At 62.4% G+C, this 13,560-nt stretch carries 12 protein-coding genes; all 12 read right to left on the bottom strand.

Going from position 1 to position 13,560, the window contains the following annotated elements:
- Positions 1–615: 615 nt before the first annotated feature.
- Positions 616–1,674, bottom strand: a complete 1,059-nt coding sequence (locus AC1D3C_RS28505) for a dienelactone hydrolase family protein (RefSeq protein ID WP_477485232.1) — start codon at positions 1,672–1,674, stop codon at positions 616–618.
- Positions 1,671–2,405 (bottom strand): FadR/GntR family transcriptional regulator, encoded by a 735-nt coding sequence (locus AC1D3C_RS28510; RefSeq protein ID WP_038546177.1) that lies wholly within the window; start codon positions 2,403–2,405, stop codon positions 1,671–1,673. Before AC1D3C_RS28510 ends, AC1D3C_RS28505 begins: the two co-directional genes overlap by 4 nt.
- Before the next feature lie 31 nt (positions 2,406–2,436).
- Positions 2,437–3,195, bottom strand: a complete 759-nt coding sequence (locus AC1D3C_RS28515; RefSeq protein WP_477485233.1) for an ABC transporter ATP-binding protein — start codon at positions 3,193–3,195, stop codon at positions 2,437–2,439.
- Positions 3,192–4,049, bottom strand: coding sequence for an ABC transporter ATP-binding protein (locus AC1D3C_RS28520; RefSeq protein ID WP_477485234.1), 858 nt, complete (start codon positions 4,047–4,049; stop codon positions 3,192–3,194). The genes AC1D3C_RS28515 and AC1D3C_RS28520 overlap by 4 nt, the downstream gene beginning before the upstream one ends.
- Positions 4,050–4,075: 26 nt before the next feature.
- Positions 4,076–4,960, bottom strand: a complete 885-nt coding sequence (locus tag AC1D3C_RS28525; RefSeq protein ID WP_477485266.1) for an ABC transporter permease — start codon at positions 4,958–4,960, stop codon at positions 4,076–4,078.
- 22 nt (positions 4,961–4,982) lie between these two features.
- Positions 4,983–5,999, bottom strand: coding sequence for an ABC transporter permease (locus tag AC1D3C_RS28530; protein ID WP_477485235.1), 1,017 nt, complete (start codon positions 5,997–5,999; stop codon positions 4,983–4,985).
- Positions 6,000–6,071: 72 nt separating this feature from the next.
- The gene (locus tag AC1D3C_RS28535) at positions 6,072–7,676 is read right to left on the bottom strand and encodes an ABC transporter substrate-binding protein (protein ID WP_477485236.1); all 1,605 of its coding nucleotides are present in this window, start codon (positions 7,674–7,676) and stop codon (positions 6,072–6,074) included.
- A gap of 378 nt (positions 7,677–8,054) precedes the next feature.
- Entirely contained in the window at positions 8,055–9,167 is a 1,113-nt protein-coding gene (locus AC1D3C_RS28540) for a sialidase family protein (RefSeq protein WP_477485237.1), read from the bottom strand.
- Positions 9,168–9,219: 52 nt separating this feature from the next.
- Positions 9,220–10,152: a carbohydrate ABC transporter permease gene (locus AC1D3C_RS28545; RefSeq protein ID WP_477485238.1), complete on the bottom strand. Its 933-nt coding sequence runs from the start codon at positions 10,150–10,152 to the stop codon at positions 9,220–9,222.
- Positions 10,149–11,051 carry a carbohydrate ABC transporter permease gene (locus AC1D3C_RS28550; RefSeq protein WP_477485239.1) on the bottom strand — a complete coding sequence of 301 codons (903 nt, stop codon included), beginning with the start codon at positions 11,049–11,051 and terminating at the stop codon, positions 10,149–10,151. Before AC1D3C_RS28550 ends, AC1D3C_RS28545 begins: the two co-directional genes overlap by 4 nt.
- A 10-nt stretch (positions 11,052–11,061) precedes the next feature.
- Positions 11,062–12,363 (bottom strand): extracellular solute-binding protein, encoded by a 1,302-nt coding sequence (locus AC1D3C_RS28555; protein ID WP_477485240.1) that lies wholly within the window; start codon positions 12,361–12,363, stop codon positions 11,062–11,064.
- Positions 12,364–12,394: 31 nt separating this feature from the next.
- Positions 12,395–13,489, bottom strand: a complete 1,095-nt coding sequence (locus tag AC1D3C_RS28560) for an ABC transporter ATP-binding protein (protein ID WP_038546201.1) — start codon at positions 13,487–13,489, stop codon at positions 12,395–12,397.
- Positions 13,490–13,560: the final 71 nt, after the last annotated feature.

Raw genomic sequence — 13,560 nt, forward strand, 5'->3', positions numbered from 1 at the left:
CGGCTCAACCGAACCGGACATGGCTGTCCGGGGGAGGCTTGATAGGAATGGTCGTCTCGCGACGCACACTCCATGGCTTTCACCTCTTCCACCTTTCCCGCACGTTACGGTTCTGATGAAAGCGCCGGCCTCCGCCTGCCCGCGAACGTCTCGCGAAACACTCCGGCGGCGGAAGCGAGGGGATTGTAGACATTGTTTGGGAGGGCGGGGATGATGATGCGGTTAAGTCATTGGAGATGCTGGAGGGCGGCGATGAATTGTCCACGGGTAAAACGTAAAGACCGCATTGGACGGCGCTCCCCGCCATACCCCCCTCTGTCCTGCCGGACATCTCCCCCTCAAGGGGGGAGATCGAAGGAGGCGTCCTCAGTTGTCCCTCTCTGATTTGTGCGACGGCAGGAAGCTGGCAGGGAGTGGAATTCGGCAAGCTCAAGGTTTTTTGACTGGATAGGACCTTGCTTCTGGCCGATCTCCCCCCTTGAGGGGGAGATGCCCGGCAGGGCAGAGGGGGGTGCCTCGCGGCATTCTCGCGGCCATTCAGGAAACCTTTAGAAGGAAACAGGCCTCGACCGATCCAACCCCGCTTTTCGCGAGGGACTTACCTTCCAACCCACCTCACATCACCCGATCGAGCCAGTCCATCGCATGGTCCTGCTGGTCAACCGGGAATGCATGAGCTGCGCCGGGCCAGAGACGTGTCTCGACACGCTCTTCGGCCCCCGCCACGCTCCAGATATCGTGAATCTGCCGGTGAGCCGCCAAGGCGGCAGGCACCGGAAAATGCCGGTCTTCGGCGCCGCTGAAGATCAGCGTGGGTTTCGGCGCGGCGAGGCCTGCAAAATGCGGATAATCGATCTTTCCCGCGATCGGCGGATGCAGCATGGAAAAGGCCGACTGGCCGCGAAGCTGGTTGTTGCCCGGCTGCATGAGGCCCTGCAGCGTCCCCATCCAGCCGCCGGCGATACAGACCCTCGCGTCGTCCGACAGTGCGGCCACCTGCCACGCGCGCGAGCCGCCCATCGAATACCCGAAGCTCGCCACACGGTTTCCATCGACGCCGGGGAATGCGCGAAGCCAGGCCATCGCCTCGAGGTCCTCAAGCAGGATAACGGAGGCGTAGGAAACGCCGAACTGCATGAGATTGGCCGCCAGCGCCTGCTGCGCTTCGTAACCATTGCCTTTCCGGCTGCCCCAGCCGAGCGCGTCGGCGCAAAGCACGGTGTAACCGCGTCGGGCGAGCTCGTTGCCGACATGCCGACCGCCGTAAAGTTTCGCCGCCCATCGATCCATGTCCGCTGCGACCTCGCAAGCTTCGCCGGAGCGGCGGATCATCTTCTCCTTGCCGATCGAGAACAACGAGCCGTGGTCGTGCAGAAGCAGCACGGCAGGTGTGACGCTGTTGGTATCCGGACGAAGGAGATAGGCTTTCGTCGTTTCGCCGTTCGAAAAGCCAAGTTCGAGCTCCTGGCCCGTGCAGCCGTCTTCAGCCCACTCCGTGAGGACGGACGCGCTTGCTGGCGCGATCCGCCCGACGCCGAGTGCGTGGCGCACCTTGTTCCGTGTGCGGTCCTGCCAGTCGGAAAAACCTTCCGCCGCCGGGTGGAAATTCCAGTCGAACGAGAGGTTGTCGCGCAGCCTCGCCGCAAGGCTGGACATGTTCTCGCTGTCGATCATTGCTGTTGCCGCAGCCGTTCGAGCATCCGGTCGCGGCTGTCGCCCAGGTGTTTGCGCATCGCTCCGCGCGCGCCTTCCACATCACGAGCCTCGATCGCCTTGAGAATGGCACGATGTTCTTCATTGACGCGCGCCAGATGCACGGAGAGGCTCGCGTCATCGACGGCATGGGTCGAAAGCCGCATGCGCGGCATCAGGGTCTCGCCGAGATAGTTGAAGATACGGAAAAAATGCTCGTTATGGCTGGCCGTGGCAACGGCGCGGTGGAAATCGAAATCCGCCTGCGTGTCCCGGCTCGCACGGCGAACGGCGACATCCATCGCCTTGCAGGCCGCGGTCATGGCCTGGATATCCGCCTGGGTTCGCCGGTCGGCGGCAAGTGCTGCCGCTTCCGATTCGATGCCGATGCGCAGTTCGAGGCCCTTTACCAGGTTTTCGACCAGCATCAGGTTTTCGTCGCCAAGGCGGAAAGGCGTCACACCCGCGTCCTGGCGAACGAAGACGCCGATACCATGATGGATCGAGACGAGGCCGCTTGCCCGGAGATTGGCGATCGCCTCCCGGACGACCGTCCGGCTGACGCCCAGTTCATCGATCAGCGCCTTTTCCGTCGGAAGCTTCGACCCACGCGGATAGTCGCCGAGCTTGATACGCTCGGCGATCGTGCGAACCACCTGCGAACTCAGGGTCTCCCTGCGGCGCCAGGTAGAAGATGGGGCTTCGGCTGTCATCGGGCACTCCATGGCGTCTCAGATGTGAAACTTAGACAGCGTGGTCGTATTCGAGGCTCGCCTGGATCAGTTCCCGGGCATAGGGATCCTGGGCCTGGCCTGTCGCCAGCACGTCTCGGCTCATCACCTCGACCACGCGACCATGCTGCATGACCGCCAGCCGCTCGCACATATGATCGATCACCGCAAGATCATGGGAAACGAAGAGATAGGTCAAGTTGCGTTTTGCACGCAGATCGGCGAGCAGATTGAGCACTTCCGCCTGCACCGAGACGTCGAGCGCCGAGGTCGGCTCGTCGAGAAGCAGGATGCGCGGCTCGAGAATGAGTGCGCGCGCGATCGCCACGCGCTGGCGCTGGCCGCCGGAAAGTTCGTGCGGATAACGCGACAGGAAGGCCGGATCGAGGCCGACATCGATCAGAGCCCGCTCCATGCGTTCGACCTGGCGGTCCATGCGGTGGATGCGGAGCGGCTCCTGAAGCGCCGTGCGGATCGACTGGCGCGGATGGAGCGAACCGTAGGGATCCTGGAACACCATCTGAACCGTGCGGCAATATTCGACAAAGGGCATGTCGTTGACCGACCGTCCCTCGAGCTGGATATCGCCCTCCCAGACGTTCAGGAGACGGGCGATGCAGCGCAGGATGGTCGATTTGCCGGAACCGGACTCGCCGACAAGCCCGAAGGATTCGCCAGCTTCGACCGAAAAGCAGACGTCGCCGAGAATGCGCTTCTTTGCCGGACCGTAGCCGAGATCGATCGAGAGATTGCGGACGTCGATGGCGGTCATGCGCGCACCTCTTTGGTCTCCTGGGAGATGATTTCACGGTTCAGGACCGGGAGCGGCTTCCGGCTACCGCCGATATGCGGCTGCGCGGCAAGCAAGCCTTGGGTATAGGGATGCGTGCAGTTGCGCATGTCCCGGGCCGCCCGTTCCTCGACGACCTCGCCGTGGCGCATGACCAGAACGCGGTCGCAGAAATTGCGCACCAGATTGAGGTCGTGGCTGATCATGATGAGGCCGAGACCCTTGTTAGTCACCAATTCGTTGAGGATGTTGAGGACCTGCATGCGCACCGTGACGTCGAGCGCGGAGGTCGGCTCGTCGGCGATGATGATCTGCGGCTCGGGGATCAGCATCATGGCGATCATGATGCGCTGGCCCATGCCGCCCGAGACTTCATGCGGATAAAGGCCGAACACCCGTTCCGGATCGCGGATCTTCACCGCCTCCAGCATTTCCAGCGTCTTCTGCTTCGCCGCCTGGGCCGATGCCCTGCTGTGGACGCGGTAGGCCTCGGCGATCTGGTCGCCGACGCGGTGCACCGGGTTGAGCGAGAATTTCGGATCCTGGAGGATCATCGAAATGCGTCGGCCGCGGATCGTCAGCATCTGTTTTTCGCTGGCCGAGAGAAGGTCGATGCCGCCGAAATCCATGCGGTCGGCCTCGATCTTCGCAGTCGGCAGCAGCTTCAGCAGCGCCCGGCCGATCGTCGACTTGCCGGAGCCGGATTCGCCGACGATGCCAAGCCGCTCGCGGCCGAGATCGAAGGAAACGCCCTTGACGACGGTATTGTAGACCTTGCCGGCGCGATAGCTGACGCGGAGATTTTCGACCTTCAGGAGTGCTTGGCTGTTGTCCATGGCGGAATCCTAACGCTGTTTCGGGCCTATCTTTGCTTGGGATCCAGCGCGTCGCGCAGGCCGTCGCCGAGAAGGTTGAAGGCAAGGCTGACAAGCAGGATGGCGCCGCCGGGGAAGGCGACCAGCCACCAGTTGTCCAGCATGTAGCGCCGGCCGGTGGCGATCATCGCCCCCCATTCGGGCAGCGGCGGTTGGGCGCCGAGCCCCAGGAAGCCGAGGCCGGCCGCCGTCAGGATGACGGTCGCCATCGAAAGCGTGATGCGGACCAGAACCGAAGGCAGGCACATCGGCATGATCGACTTGATGATGATGCGCAGTGACGACGCGCCCTGCATGCGCGAGGCCGAGATATAATCGGCGCCGCGGAAGGTCAGCGTTTCGGCGCGTGCGAGGCGGGCAATCGGCGGCCAGGTGGTGAGCCCGATGGCGATGATCGCATTTTCGAGGCCGGCGCCGAGGGCGGCCACGAAGGCGAGCGACAGGATGAGGCTCGGGAAGGACAGGAAGATATCGGTGATCCGCATCATGATCGTGTCGTACCAGCCGCCGAAATAACCGGCCGTCGTGCCGACCAGCAGCCCGATCGGGCCGACGATGACCGATACGATGGTGATGATCGTCAGGCTGATGCGCGTGCCGTATATGATGCGGCTCATGATGTCGCGGCCGAGCTCGTCGGTTCCGAACCAATGCTCGGCGCTCGGCGGCTTCAGCGTGTTGCCGAGATCGATGACATTCGGGTCATAGGGCGCGATCAGCGGCGCGACGATCGCCGTCAGCACCAGAATGGTGATGACCACGAGGCCGAAGCCCGAAGACGGGTTGCCGAGAAGCTCGCGGATGACGGCGAGCAGCCGGCGGAAGGCCGAATTTGGGTTTGCGCGAGTACCGTTCATGGCCACGTCCTGCATGTCGAGAGATTGAGCTGCCATGTCACCGCGTCCTCGGATCGAAGATCTTGTAAAGCGCGTCGGAAAGCAGGTTGAGCGCAATGAAGATGATGCCGACCAGCAGCACGCAGGTCATCACCGCGTTCATGTCGCCGATCAGCATGTTGTTGGTGATATATTGGCCGAAGCCCGGCCAGGAGAACACGGTCTCGATGAGCACCGCCCCCTCCAGCAGGCTGCCATAGGCGAGCGCCACGATCGTCACCAGTTGCACCCGGATATTCGCGAACGCGTGGTGCCAGATGGTGCGGCCCTTCGACAGCCCCTTCACCCGCGCCGTGGTCACGTATTCCTGGTTCAGCTGGTCCAGCATGAAACTGCGGGTCATGCGGGTGATATAGGCCATCGACGAATAGCCGAGGATGCTCGCCGGCAGCAGCAGATGGTTGACGGCATCCCGGAAGACTTCCCAGTCGCCGGCGATGATCGCATCGATCAGCAGGAAGCCGGTCGTTTCCGGAACGAGGCCGATATAATAATCCGACAGGCGGCCGCCGCCGCCGACCAGATCCAGCGCCGCGTAAAAGATGATCAGGCCGATCATCCCGGTCCAGAAGATCGGCATGGAATGGCCGATCAGGGTGAGGAAGCGGATGACGTGGTCGACCGGCCGGTTGCGGCGCACGGCGGCCAGAATGCCGAGCGGAATGCCGAGGCCCGCCCCGACGATGATCGCGAAGGTCGCAAGCTCGATCGTCGCCGGCATGACATGCAGGATGTCGTTGATGACCGGCTGCCCGGTCCGGATCGACGTCCCGAAATCGCCATGAGCCAAGTCGCTCACATACCGGAAGAACTGCTGGTAGAGAGGAAGGTTGGCGCCGATCCGTTCCGCGACCATGTTGTATGTGGCCTGGTCGGCCTCTTCGCCGACAATGGCGCGCACCGGATCGACCGGCATCAGCCGTCCGATGCAGAAGGTCAGGATCAGCAAGCCGAGAAGGGTTGCCAATATGGTGCCGGCCTGCCGCGTGAAAGCGGTGAGACGCTCGTTGTTCATGGGCTTCCTCAACATCGATCCGGACGCCGCGGCGCTGCCGGGCCACAGGGCCCACGCCGCGGCAGCCGACGATTATCGTTCTTTCTTGACGGTGCGAAGCTGGGTCGACCAGGACGGGTTCAGTTCGAGACCCTTGATGTCGGCCCGGAAACCGACGCTGTCGACCACTTCCGAGAAGGGCTGGATCGCCGGCACCATCTCCGCGTAATAGGTCTGGATGTCCTGATATTCCTTGATCTGTTTGTCCTTGTTGCCTTCGACGAGCGCGTCATCGATCATCTTGTTGATCTTCTCATCATAAAAGGACGTGCGCCAGCCCTGGAAGTTCGTCAGCTTCGCCTCATCCGCATTGTTGGGATTGTAGACGATGGCGCGGAAGTTCGAGTCCGGATGCGGCAACTGGCCGCCACCGCCACGGCCGACGACAAGCTCATATTTGCGTTCGCGCATCGCACCGTAGATCTGGTCGCCGGAGCCGGTGACGATCTCGGCCTTGATGCCGGCCTGGGCCAGCGTCGCCTGGATGGCGGTCGCGAGGCTCATGAACGGCACGTCGGAAATGGCGCGCAGCGTGGTCGGGAAGCCGTTCGGATAACCCGCCTCGGCAAGCAGTGCCTTGGCCTTTGCGACATCGAGCTTGTAGCCCGCATTCGGCAAGGCGCCGAAAATGCCCGCCGGAACGGGACGATCGCGCAGCTTGCCGAAATAGGGCAGTACGCTGTCGTTGAGGCCCTGGTAGTCGATCAGATAACGCAGCGCCTCGCGAACCTTCGGCTTCTGGAACTTCTCGTCCTTCATGGAGACGGCGAGATAATAGAAGCCGCTGCCGCCATTCGTCTGGATCTTGACGTCCTTGTTGGCTTCCAGAGCCTTCAGGTCGGCTGCGGACATGGAAAAGGCGATGTCGATGTCGCCCTTTTCGAGCATCAGCCGCTGGCTCTGCGATTCCGCCAGATGGCGCATCATGATCCGGCGCATGGCCGGTTTCTCGCCCCAGTATTTCGGGTTCTGCTCGAGCGTGACGCGCTCGTTCGACTGCCACTGGCCGAGCGTGAACGGACCGGAGCCGGCGGAGTTGTTGGTGAGCCACGCGGCGCCCATATCGCCGTTCTTGTCGTGCTCCATCACCGCCTTCATGTCCAGGATGGAGCCTGGACCGACAATCCCAAGCGTCTGCACGATGATCTGCGGATCGACCTTCTTCGGCAGCTTGATGACGACCGTGCCGTCGTCCGGAGCGGTGAAACTTGCGTCGGCATTGGCCGCGGAGAAGCCATGGGTTTTGAGGAACGACGCCTGGGCCAGGTTGAGCTTCATCAACCGCTTGAAGGACCAGACCACATCCGCAGAAGTGACCGGGTTTCCGGAAGCGAAGGTCGCCCCCTTGCGCAGCTTGAAGGTGATCGAGCCGTTGTCGTCGGCGATCGTCCAGCTTTCCGCCAGCTGCGGATCGACCTGAGCGCGATTGACGGCATCGAGCGCCACCAGGTTATCATATATGTTTGTGAGAACCTGTACGGTCTCCTTGCCGGTGATGGCAGCGGGGTCGAGCGTCAGGATATTGGTCATCGAGAAGCCGACAACCAGCATATTCGGCGGGGTTTCGGCGTGGGCAGGCTGGAAAAGCAGGGTGGAACCGAGCAATACCGGTCCCACTATTCTCAATAGCGGCTTCATGGCCGTCCTCCCTTGGATTGCCGGTCTCCTCCCGGCAGATAGATAATAGCGACCCAAGAGATATGATGTCTTACGACAGGTGTCAATCCAAAATGCCGCCTTCACCGACTCCTTGCGAAGTCGCCGCGAACAAGCACCAGACATGTATCGGAACCTGATTTCTGAAGCACAGGAGGATAATCGCATATGAGGATGTATGGCGGCGCGTGGAGCCCCTCCCCCTTGTGGGGAGGGGTTGGGGAGGGGACTTCACTCCGGCTCAAAACCCCTCCCGCCTGCCGGCCACCCTCCCCACAAGGGGGAGGGTTAAGAATGCTGCGCCGCCGCACGTTCCATATGCGATCGTCTGCCGGACGCTGGGCTTAGCCGCGCGGCTGATCAGCCGGCTATGTCGAAAATCGAGGCGGCGATGAAGCGCTCCTGATCGCTGCCGTAGTTGTAATAATAGACGCTCAGCAGCTTCCCATCCGGCCTGACGACCGTTCGCGGATAACCGAGGTCGGACATGCCGCCGTCGTCGCGGATGATGATATCCTCGCTCCAGGTCTTGCCCTCGTCGGAACTCACCCGGGCGCGCAGGCCAAAAGGCGCGTCGCGATAACCGAACACAAGCACCAGCCGGCTATCCTTCAACCGGTTCAGCGTCGGCGGATTGCCGGCGTAACCCGTATTCGGCACCGGCCGGCCGATCAATCCCCAGGTCTTGCCCTCGTCGCCGGAGGTATAGGCATCGATCCAGGCCTTGCGGTCCAGGCCGCGGCTTGCCGTCGAGCAGCGCACCAGCGTCAGCACCTTGCCGTTCATCAGCCGGATCGACGCGGGCATGATCGCAAAGCCTTCCGGCTCGTCGCCGACAAAACTTTCGAATGTAAAACTCTTGCCACCGTCGCGGGTGCGGACGCAGAAGACCTGGCCTTCCTTGCCGTTCGGCTTGGCGGCGCTCAACAGGAAGAGCGCGTCATGCTTGCCGAGCGGCACGATGTCGGTGCGCGCCGATATGCCCGGCAGGCCGAAATCGCCGAGCCGGTAGGGACCGCGCCAGGTCCGCGCCCGGTCGTTCGAGACATAGAACCAGCTGATCGCCCCACCCAGCAGGCCGGTGCGGGCGCACATGACGATCGTTTCAGGATCGGTGAAATCGATCGGCTGGTCGAGCGGGCGAAGATCCCGGTCGATGTCGATCTTCGGCTGCGCTTCGAGTTCAGGCAGGACATGCTCGTCGCCGGAAAGCGTCTGGCTGCCGGGCACGAAGGCGTTGAACCGCTCGATCGTCCAGGTCTCGCCCCCATCCATGCTGCGGGCCTGCACCGGAATGAACGGCCGTGTCTTGTCGCGCGCATGCAGGTTTTCCACCTCGCCGCGGAAACCCTGGACAAAGATCGTCACCGCTTCCTCGCCCCAGAGCCACAGGCCGTAATTGGCCGGCCATGCGGCGAATTCGCCCGGTTTGCGGTAGACTTCGACATTCCTGATCGCATCTGGCTTGGTCACGCGGTTCCTCCTTGCCGCCGAAGCGGTCTCGTTCGGTCTGATGTGTTTTCGATCAACCCTTGACGCCGCTCGTCACTGCGCCGTCGATCACGTGCCGCTGCGCCAGCAGGTAGACGATGATGACCGGCAGGGTGATGAGCGTCGCCATCGCCATGACGACGTTCCAGCGCGCATCCGGTCCGCTCTGCAGAAGCTGCAGGCCGATCTGCAGGGTGGCCATCTCCCGGTGCGAGTTGAGGATGAGCGGCCAGACGAAGTCGTTCCAGGCGCTCTGAAAGCTCAAGACGCCGAGCACGGCGAGCGACGGCCGGGCCAGCGGCAGCAGGATGCGCCGGAAGATTGTGAACGGCGACGCACCGTCGAGCTTGGCGGATTCCTCATATTCCATCGGGATGCGGGTGAAGAACTGCCGCATCATGAAGATGCCGAAAGGCGTCGCCGCAGTTGGCAGGATCATGCCCCAATAGGTATTGAGAAGGCCGGTGCCGCCATTGCCGAGCCAGTCGTTGCCGCCGGCGAAGGGGATCTTCTGGACGATCAGGAAGACGGGAACGATCTGGCTCTGCGCCGGCACCATCAACAGGCCGACGACCAGCGCGAAGATCAGGTTGCGGCCGGAAAACTGCATGCGGGCAAGCGCGTAACCCGCCAGCGAGCAGAAGATGAGGTTCGAAACCGTCGAGCCCAACGCGTAGATCAGGCTGTTCACCAGCTGCCGGCCGGCATCCGGCGAGGCCATCGCATCAAGGTAGTTCTGCCATCGCAGCCCGTCCGGAACGAAACTCGGCGGAAACCGGAAGATTTCCTGGTCGCCCTTGAACGAGGTCGAGACCATCCAGAGGAAGGGCATCACGGTGGCAAGCGCTGCAAACAGCAGCAGCAGGTAACCGATGACATTCATCACGTCGAAGCGCGGGAACTCCCGGCCACGGCGGCGGGCCATGATCTGTCGTTCCATCGCGGCGGGCTGTGCAAGGTCGGTCATGTGTCTTTCCTCCGCATGATCCTGGTGCCGATGATCGAGAACACCAGGATGGTCAGGAAGAGTATGGTCGACATGGCCGCGCTATAACCGAACTCGGTATAACCGAAGGCCGTCTGGTACATCTGGTAAACGACGGTTTCCGTCGAGCCGAGCGGCCCGCCCTGGGTCATCACGTAGATCGCGCCGAACACCTGGAAGGTCTGCACGATCAGGATGATCAGCAGGTAGAAGGTGACGGAACTCAGCATCGGCACGGTGATGCGCAGGAAGATGTCCTTGCCCTTCGCCCCATCGAGGCGCGCAGCTTCGTAGAGGTCGTTCGGGATATCCTGAAGACCCGCCAGATAGATGATCATCGCGGTGCCGAAGTCGCGCCAGATCGCCATGATGATCAGCGCGTTCATCGCAAGGCTCGGGTTCTGCAACCATGGCTGGGGCGGCAGGCCGACCCGGGTCAGGACACCGTTGAGCGGCCCGGCATAGGGCTCGTAGACATAAGCCCAGACGACAGCGGCCGCGATCAGCGAGGTCAGAACCGGCAGGTAGAAGATCGTCCGGAAAGCCATGCGCCCCGGCACTTTTTGATTGAGCGCGACCGCTGCCAGCAGGCCGAGCAGCATGGTCGGGAAGGTCACGCCGATCGTATAGTGGATCGTGTTGCCGACCGCCTGCTGAAAGCGGGTGTCATTGAACAGCTTGGTATAGTTGTCGAAGCCGATGAAACTCGTCGGCTTCAGGAACGAGACGTCCGTGAAGCTCATCAACAGCGTCGCCACCGCCGGCAGCAGCAGCGACAGGAAGAGGATGACGAGCGCGGGTGCGAGGAATGCGTAGGCGCTCCAGTTCTGATGAAAACTGACCGTTTTGACCGGTCTGGATGTCGAATTCTGAAGCGCCATAACCTGCTCCTCAGCTCTTTTTGAGCAATGCCTGCACTTCGTCCGCGGCCGCCTTCAGCGCCTTGTCGGGCGTGTTCTTCTGGAAAATGACTTCCTGAACGCCACGCGCGACGAGCGTCATCATGCGGGGGAAGACCGGCGTTGCCGGCGCGGTCGGCGGGGCGTAGCTCGCGGTCTTGATGAACTTGGAAAGATAGGGGTCGGCCTGCACGTCCTTGTTCTGCTGGGCGGACTTCAGGGCCGGCACGTTCTTGCTGGCGACCGCGAAGGCGATCTGCTGTTCCGGCGACATCGCAAACTCGACGAGCTTGAGGGCCGCCTCCTGGTTCGGCGCGCCTGCCCGGACGGCGAAGCAGAAGGGATCGACAAGCGATGTGAACCCGCCGCTCTCCTTCGGGAAGGGAACGACGTCGAATTCGACGCCGGCCTTCAACGCGTTATTGGTGGAGTAGTTGCCCGCGATCAGCATCGCGGCGCGTCCCTGGTTGAACGGGTTCGCCATGCCGCCGGGGCCGACGCCGAAGCCCGCATCGGTGATCTTGTCCGTGACGACGAGGTCTTGCAGGAAGGTCAGTGCCTTGACGCCTTCCGGACCGGCAAAACCCGGCGCCGACAGATCCGCCGTCAGCAGCGAACCGCCCGCGCCCTGCAGCAGCAGCGTGAAGAGCTCGAAGGCCTCGAGGTCGTTCTGGTAGAGCTGGATGCCGGACACCTGCAGCATGCCGCCGCCGGGGCGCTTGGTGACGGCCTTTGCCCATTCGCGAAGTTCGGCCCAGTTCTGCGGCCCCTTGTCCGGGTTGAGGCCTGCTTCGCTGATGAGCTTGCGATTGATGCCAAGACCGCGCGAGGTGCCGTAGAGCGGCATGGAATACTGGCCGCCGTCGGCACGGCCGTAGGCGAGCAGCGAGGGGTCCAGATCGGCCGTCTTCACATTCGGAAGCGCCTTGCCGAGTTCGACAAGCTTCTTGCCGGAAGCATAGGTGAGATTGTAGTCCCAGTGCTGAACGATCAGGTCCGGGCCGGTATTGCCGTTGATCGCCGTCAGCATCTTTTCATTGAGCTGCGACGGCTCGGCATAAAGGCTGGACTGCAGCGCGACTTCCGCATGTGCGGTCTTGAAGGCGGCTTCGAGCGCTTCACCGGCGGCCTTCTTGCTGCCCGCGAGCTGGGACCAGAAAACCAGTTGCTGGTCGGCCGCAAGCGCGCGGCCGGACGCCGACATCAGGATCGGCAGACTGGCGAGACCGGCAGCGGTGCCTGACAGAAATGCGCGGCGTGTGGGCTTCATGGCATGCATGACATCATTCTTCATCGTAAACTCCTCCCGATTTATCGACGACGATTTAGTTTCTGCTGACCGTAATCCCCGCGGCGTCAAAGACGTGGATATTCGCCGCATCGCAATAAACGTTCAGCGCCCGGCCCGGCTCGACGACCTGGTCGCCGGCAAACACGCAGGTGAAATTCTGACCCTCGATCGCGCTGTGAACGATCGTCTGGGCACCCAGCCTCTCGACCGATCGCGGCACGACGCCGATCTTCACCAGCGGCTCGCTGCCGGCCGGATGCGGCGCCAGGAATTCCGGACGAATGCCGAGAACGACCTCCTCGCCGATCTTGAGGCGCTTTGCCAGTCCGTCGATCACGATCGTCCCGATGCCGTTGGCTTCGAAGGAATAATATTCGCTTTCGATCGCCTTCACCTTGCTGCGCAACATGTTCATCGGCGGGCTGCCGATGAAGCCCGCGACGAAACGATTGACCGGCTTGTGATAAAGGTCCATCGGCCTGCCGACCTGCTCGACGCGGCCGCCGTTCAACACCACGATCCGGTCGGCCATGGTCATCGCCTCCAGCTGGTCATGGGTGACGTAGACCATGGTGGCGCCGAGCTCCTTGTGGAGCTGGGTGAGCTCTGTGCGCATCTCAATGCGCAATGCCGCGTCGAGATTGGAAAGCGGCTCGTCCATCAGAAAGATTTTCGGCTTGCGGACGATCGCTCGGGCGATCGCGACGCGCTGTCGCTGGCCGCCCGAAAGCTTCGACGGTTTGTCCTTCAGCCGGGTGGAAAGCTGCACCGTGCCGGCAGCCTTCTCGACCTGCTGGCGGATGTCGCCCTTCGAGCGGCGCTCCATCTGCAGCGGAAAGGCGATGTTGTCGTAGACGCTCATATGCGGATAGAGCGCGTAGGACTGAAACACCATCGCAACGCTGCGCGTGCCAGCCGGCCGGCGGGTCACGTCGTCCGGACCGATTCTGATCGCGCCGTCGCTGATCGGATCGAGCCCCGCGATCAGGCGCAGAAGCGTGGACTTGCCGCAACCGGACGGGCCGACGAAAACCGCAAATTCTCCGTCCTCGATGGCAAGCGATACGTCCGTAATGGCGTCGAACGCCCCGTAGCTTTTCGAAACGTTGGATAACTCCAGCCGCGCCAAGCTCGGTCCTCCCTGAATTGCCTCTCCCAAAGCGTCAGAATGCCTGACAGCTTCACCATGCAACAAAAATT

It is taken from the genome of Neorhizobium sp. P1_A6, from assembly GCF_056406795.1.

What these genes read in the sequence shown, in the direction of transcription:
- AC1D3C_RS28535 (WP_477485236.1), bottom strand. Translation starts at nt 7,676, where the DNA reads ATGAAGCCGCTATTGAGAATAGTGGGACCGGTATTGCTCGGTTCCACC.
- AC1D3C_RS28520 (WP_477485234.1), bottom strand. Translation starts at nt 4,049, where the DNA reads ATGGACAACAGCCAAGCACTCCTGAAGGTCGAAAATCTCCGCGTCAGC.
- AC1D3C_RS28515 (WP_477485233.1), bottom strand. Translation starts at nt 3,195, where the DNA reads ATGACCGCCATCGACGTCCGCAATCTCTCGATCGATCTCGGCTACGGT.
- AC1D3C_RS28550 (WP_477485239.1), bottom strand. Translation starts at nt 11,051, where the DNA reads ATGGCGCTTCAGAATTCGACATCCAGACCGGTCAAAACGGTCAGTTTT.
- AC1D3C_RS28545 (WP_477485238.1), bottom strand. Translation starts at nt 10,152, where the DNA reads ATGACCGACCTTGCACAGCCCGCCGCGATGGAACGACAGATCATGGCC.
- AC1D3C_RS28505 (WP_477485232.1), bottom strand. Translation starts at nt 1,674, where the DNA reads ATGATCGACAGCGAGAACATGTCCAGCCTTGCGGCGAGGCTGCGCGAC.
- AC1D3C_RS28555 (WP_477485240.1), bottom strand. Translation starts at nt 12,363, where the DNA reads ATGAAGAATGATGTCATGCATGCCATGAAGCCCACACGCCGCGCATTT.
- AC1D3C_RS28525 (WP_477485266.1), bottom strand. Translation starts at nt 4,960, where the DNA reads ATGCAGGACGTGGCCATGAACGGTACTCGCGCAAACCCAAATTCGGCC.
- AC1D3C_RS28510 (WP_038546177.1), bottom strand. Translation starts at nt 2,405, where the DNA reads ATGACAGCCGAAGCCCCATCTTCTACCTGGCGCCGCAGGGAGACCCTG.
- AC1D3C_RS28530 (WP_477485235.1), bottom strand. Translation starts at nt 5,999, where the DNA reads ATGAACAACGAGCGTCTCACCGCTTTCACGCGGCAGGCCGGCACCATA.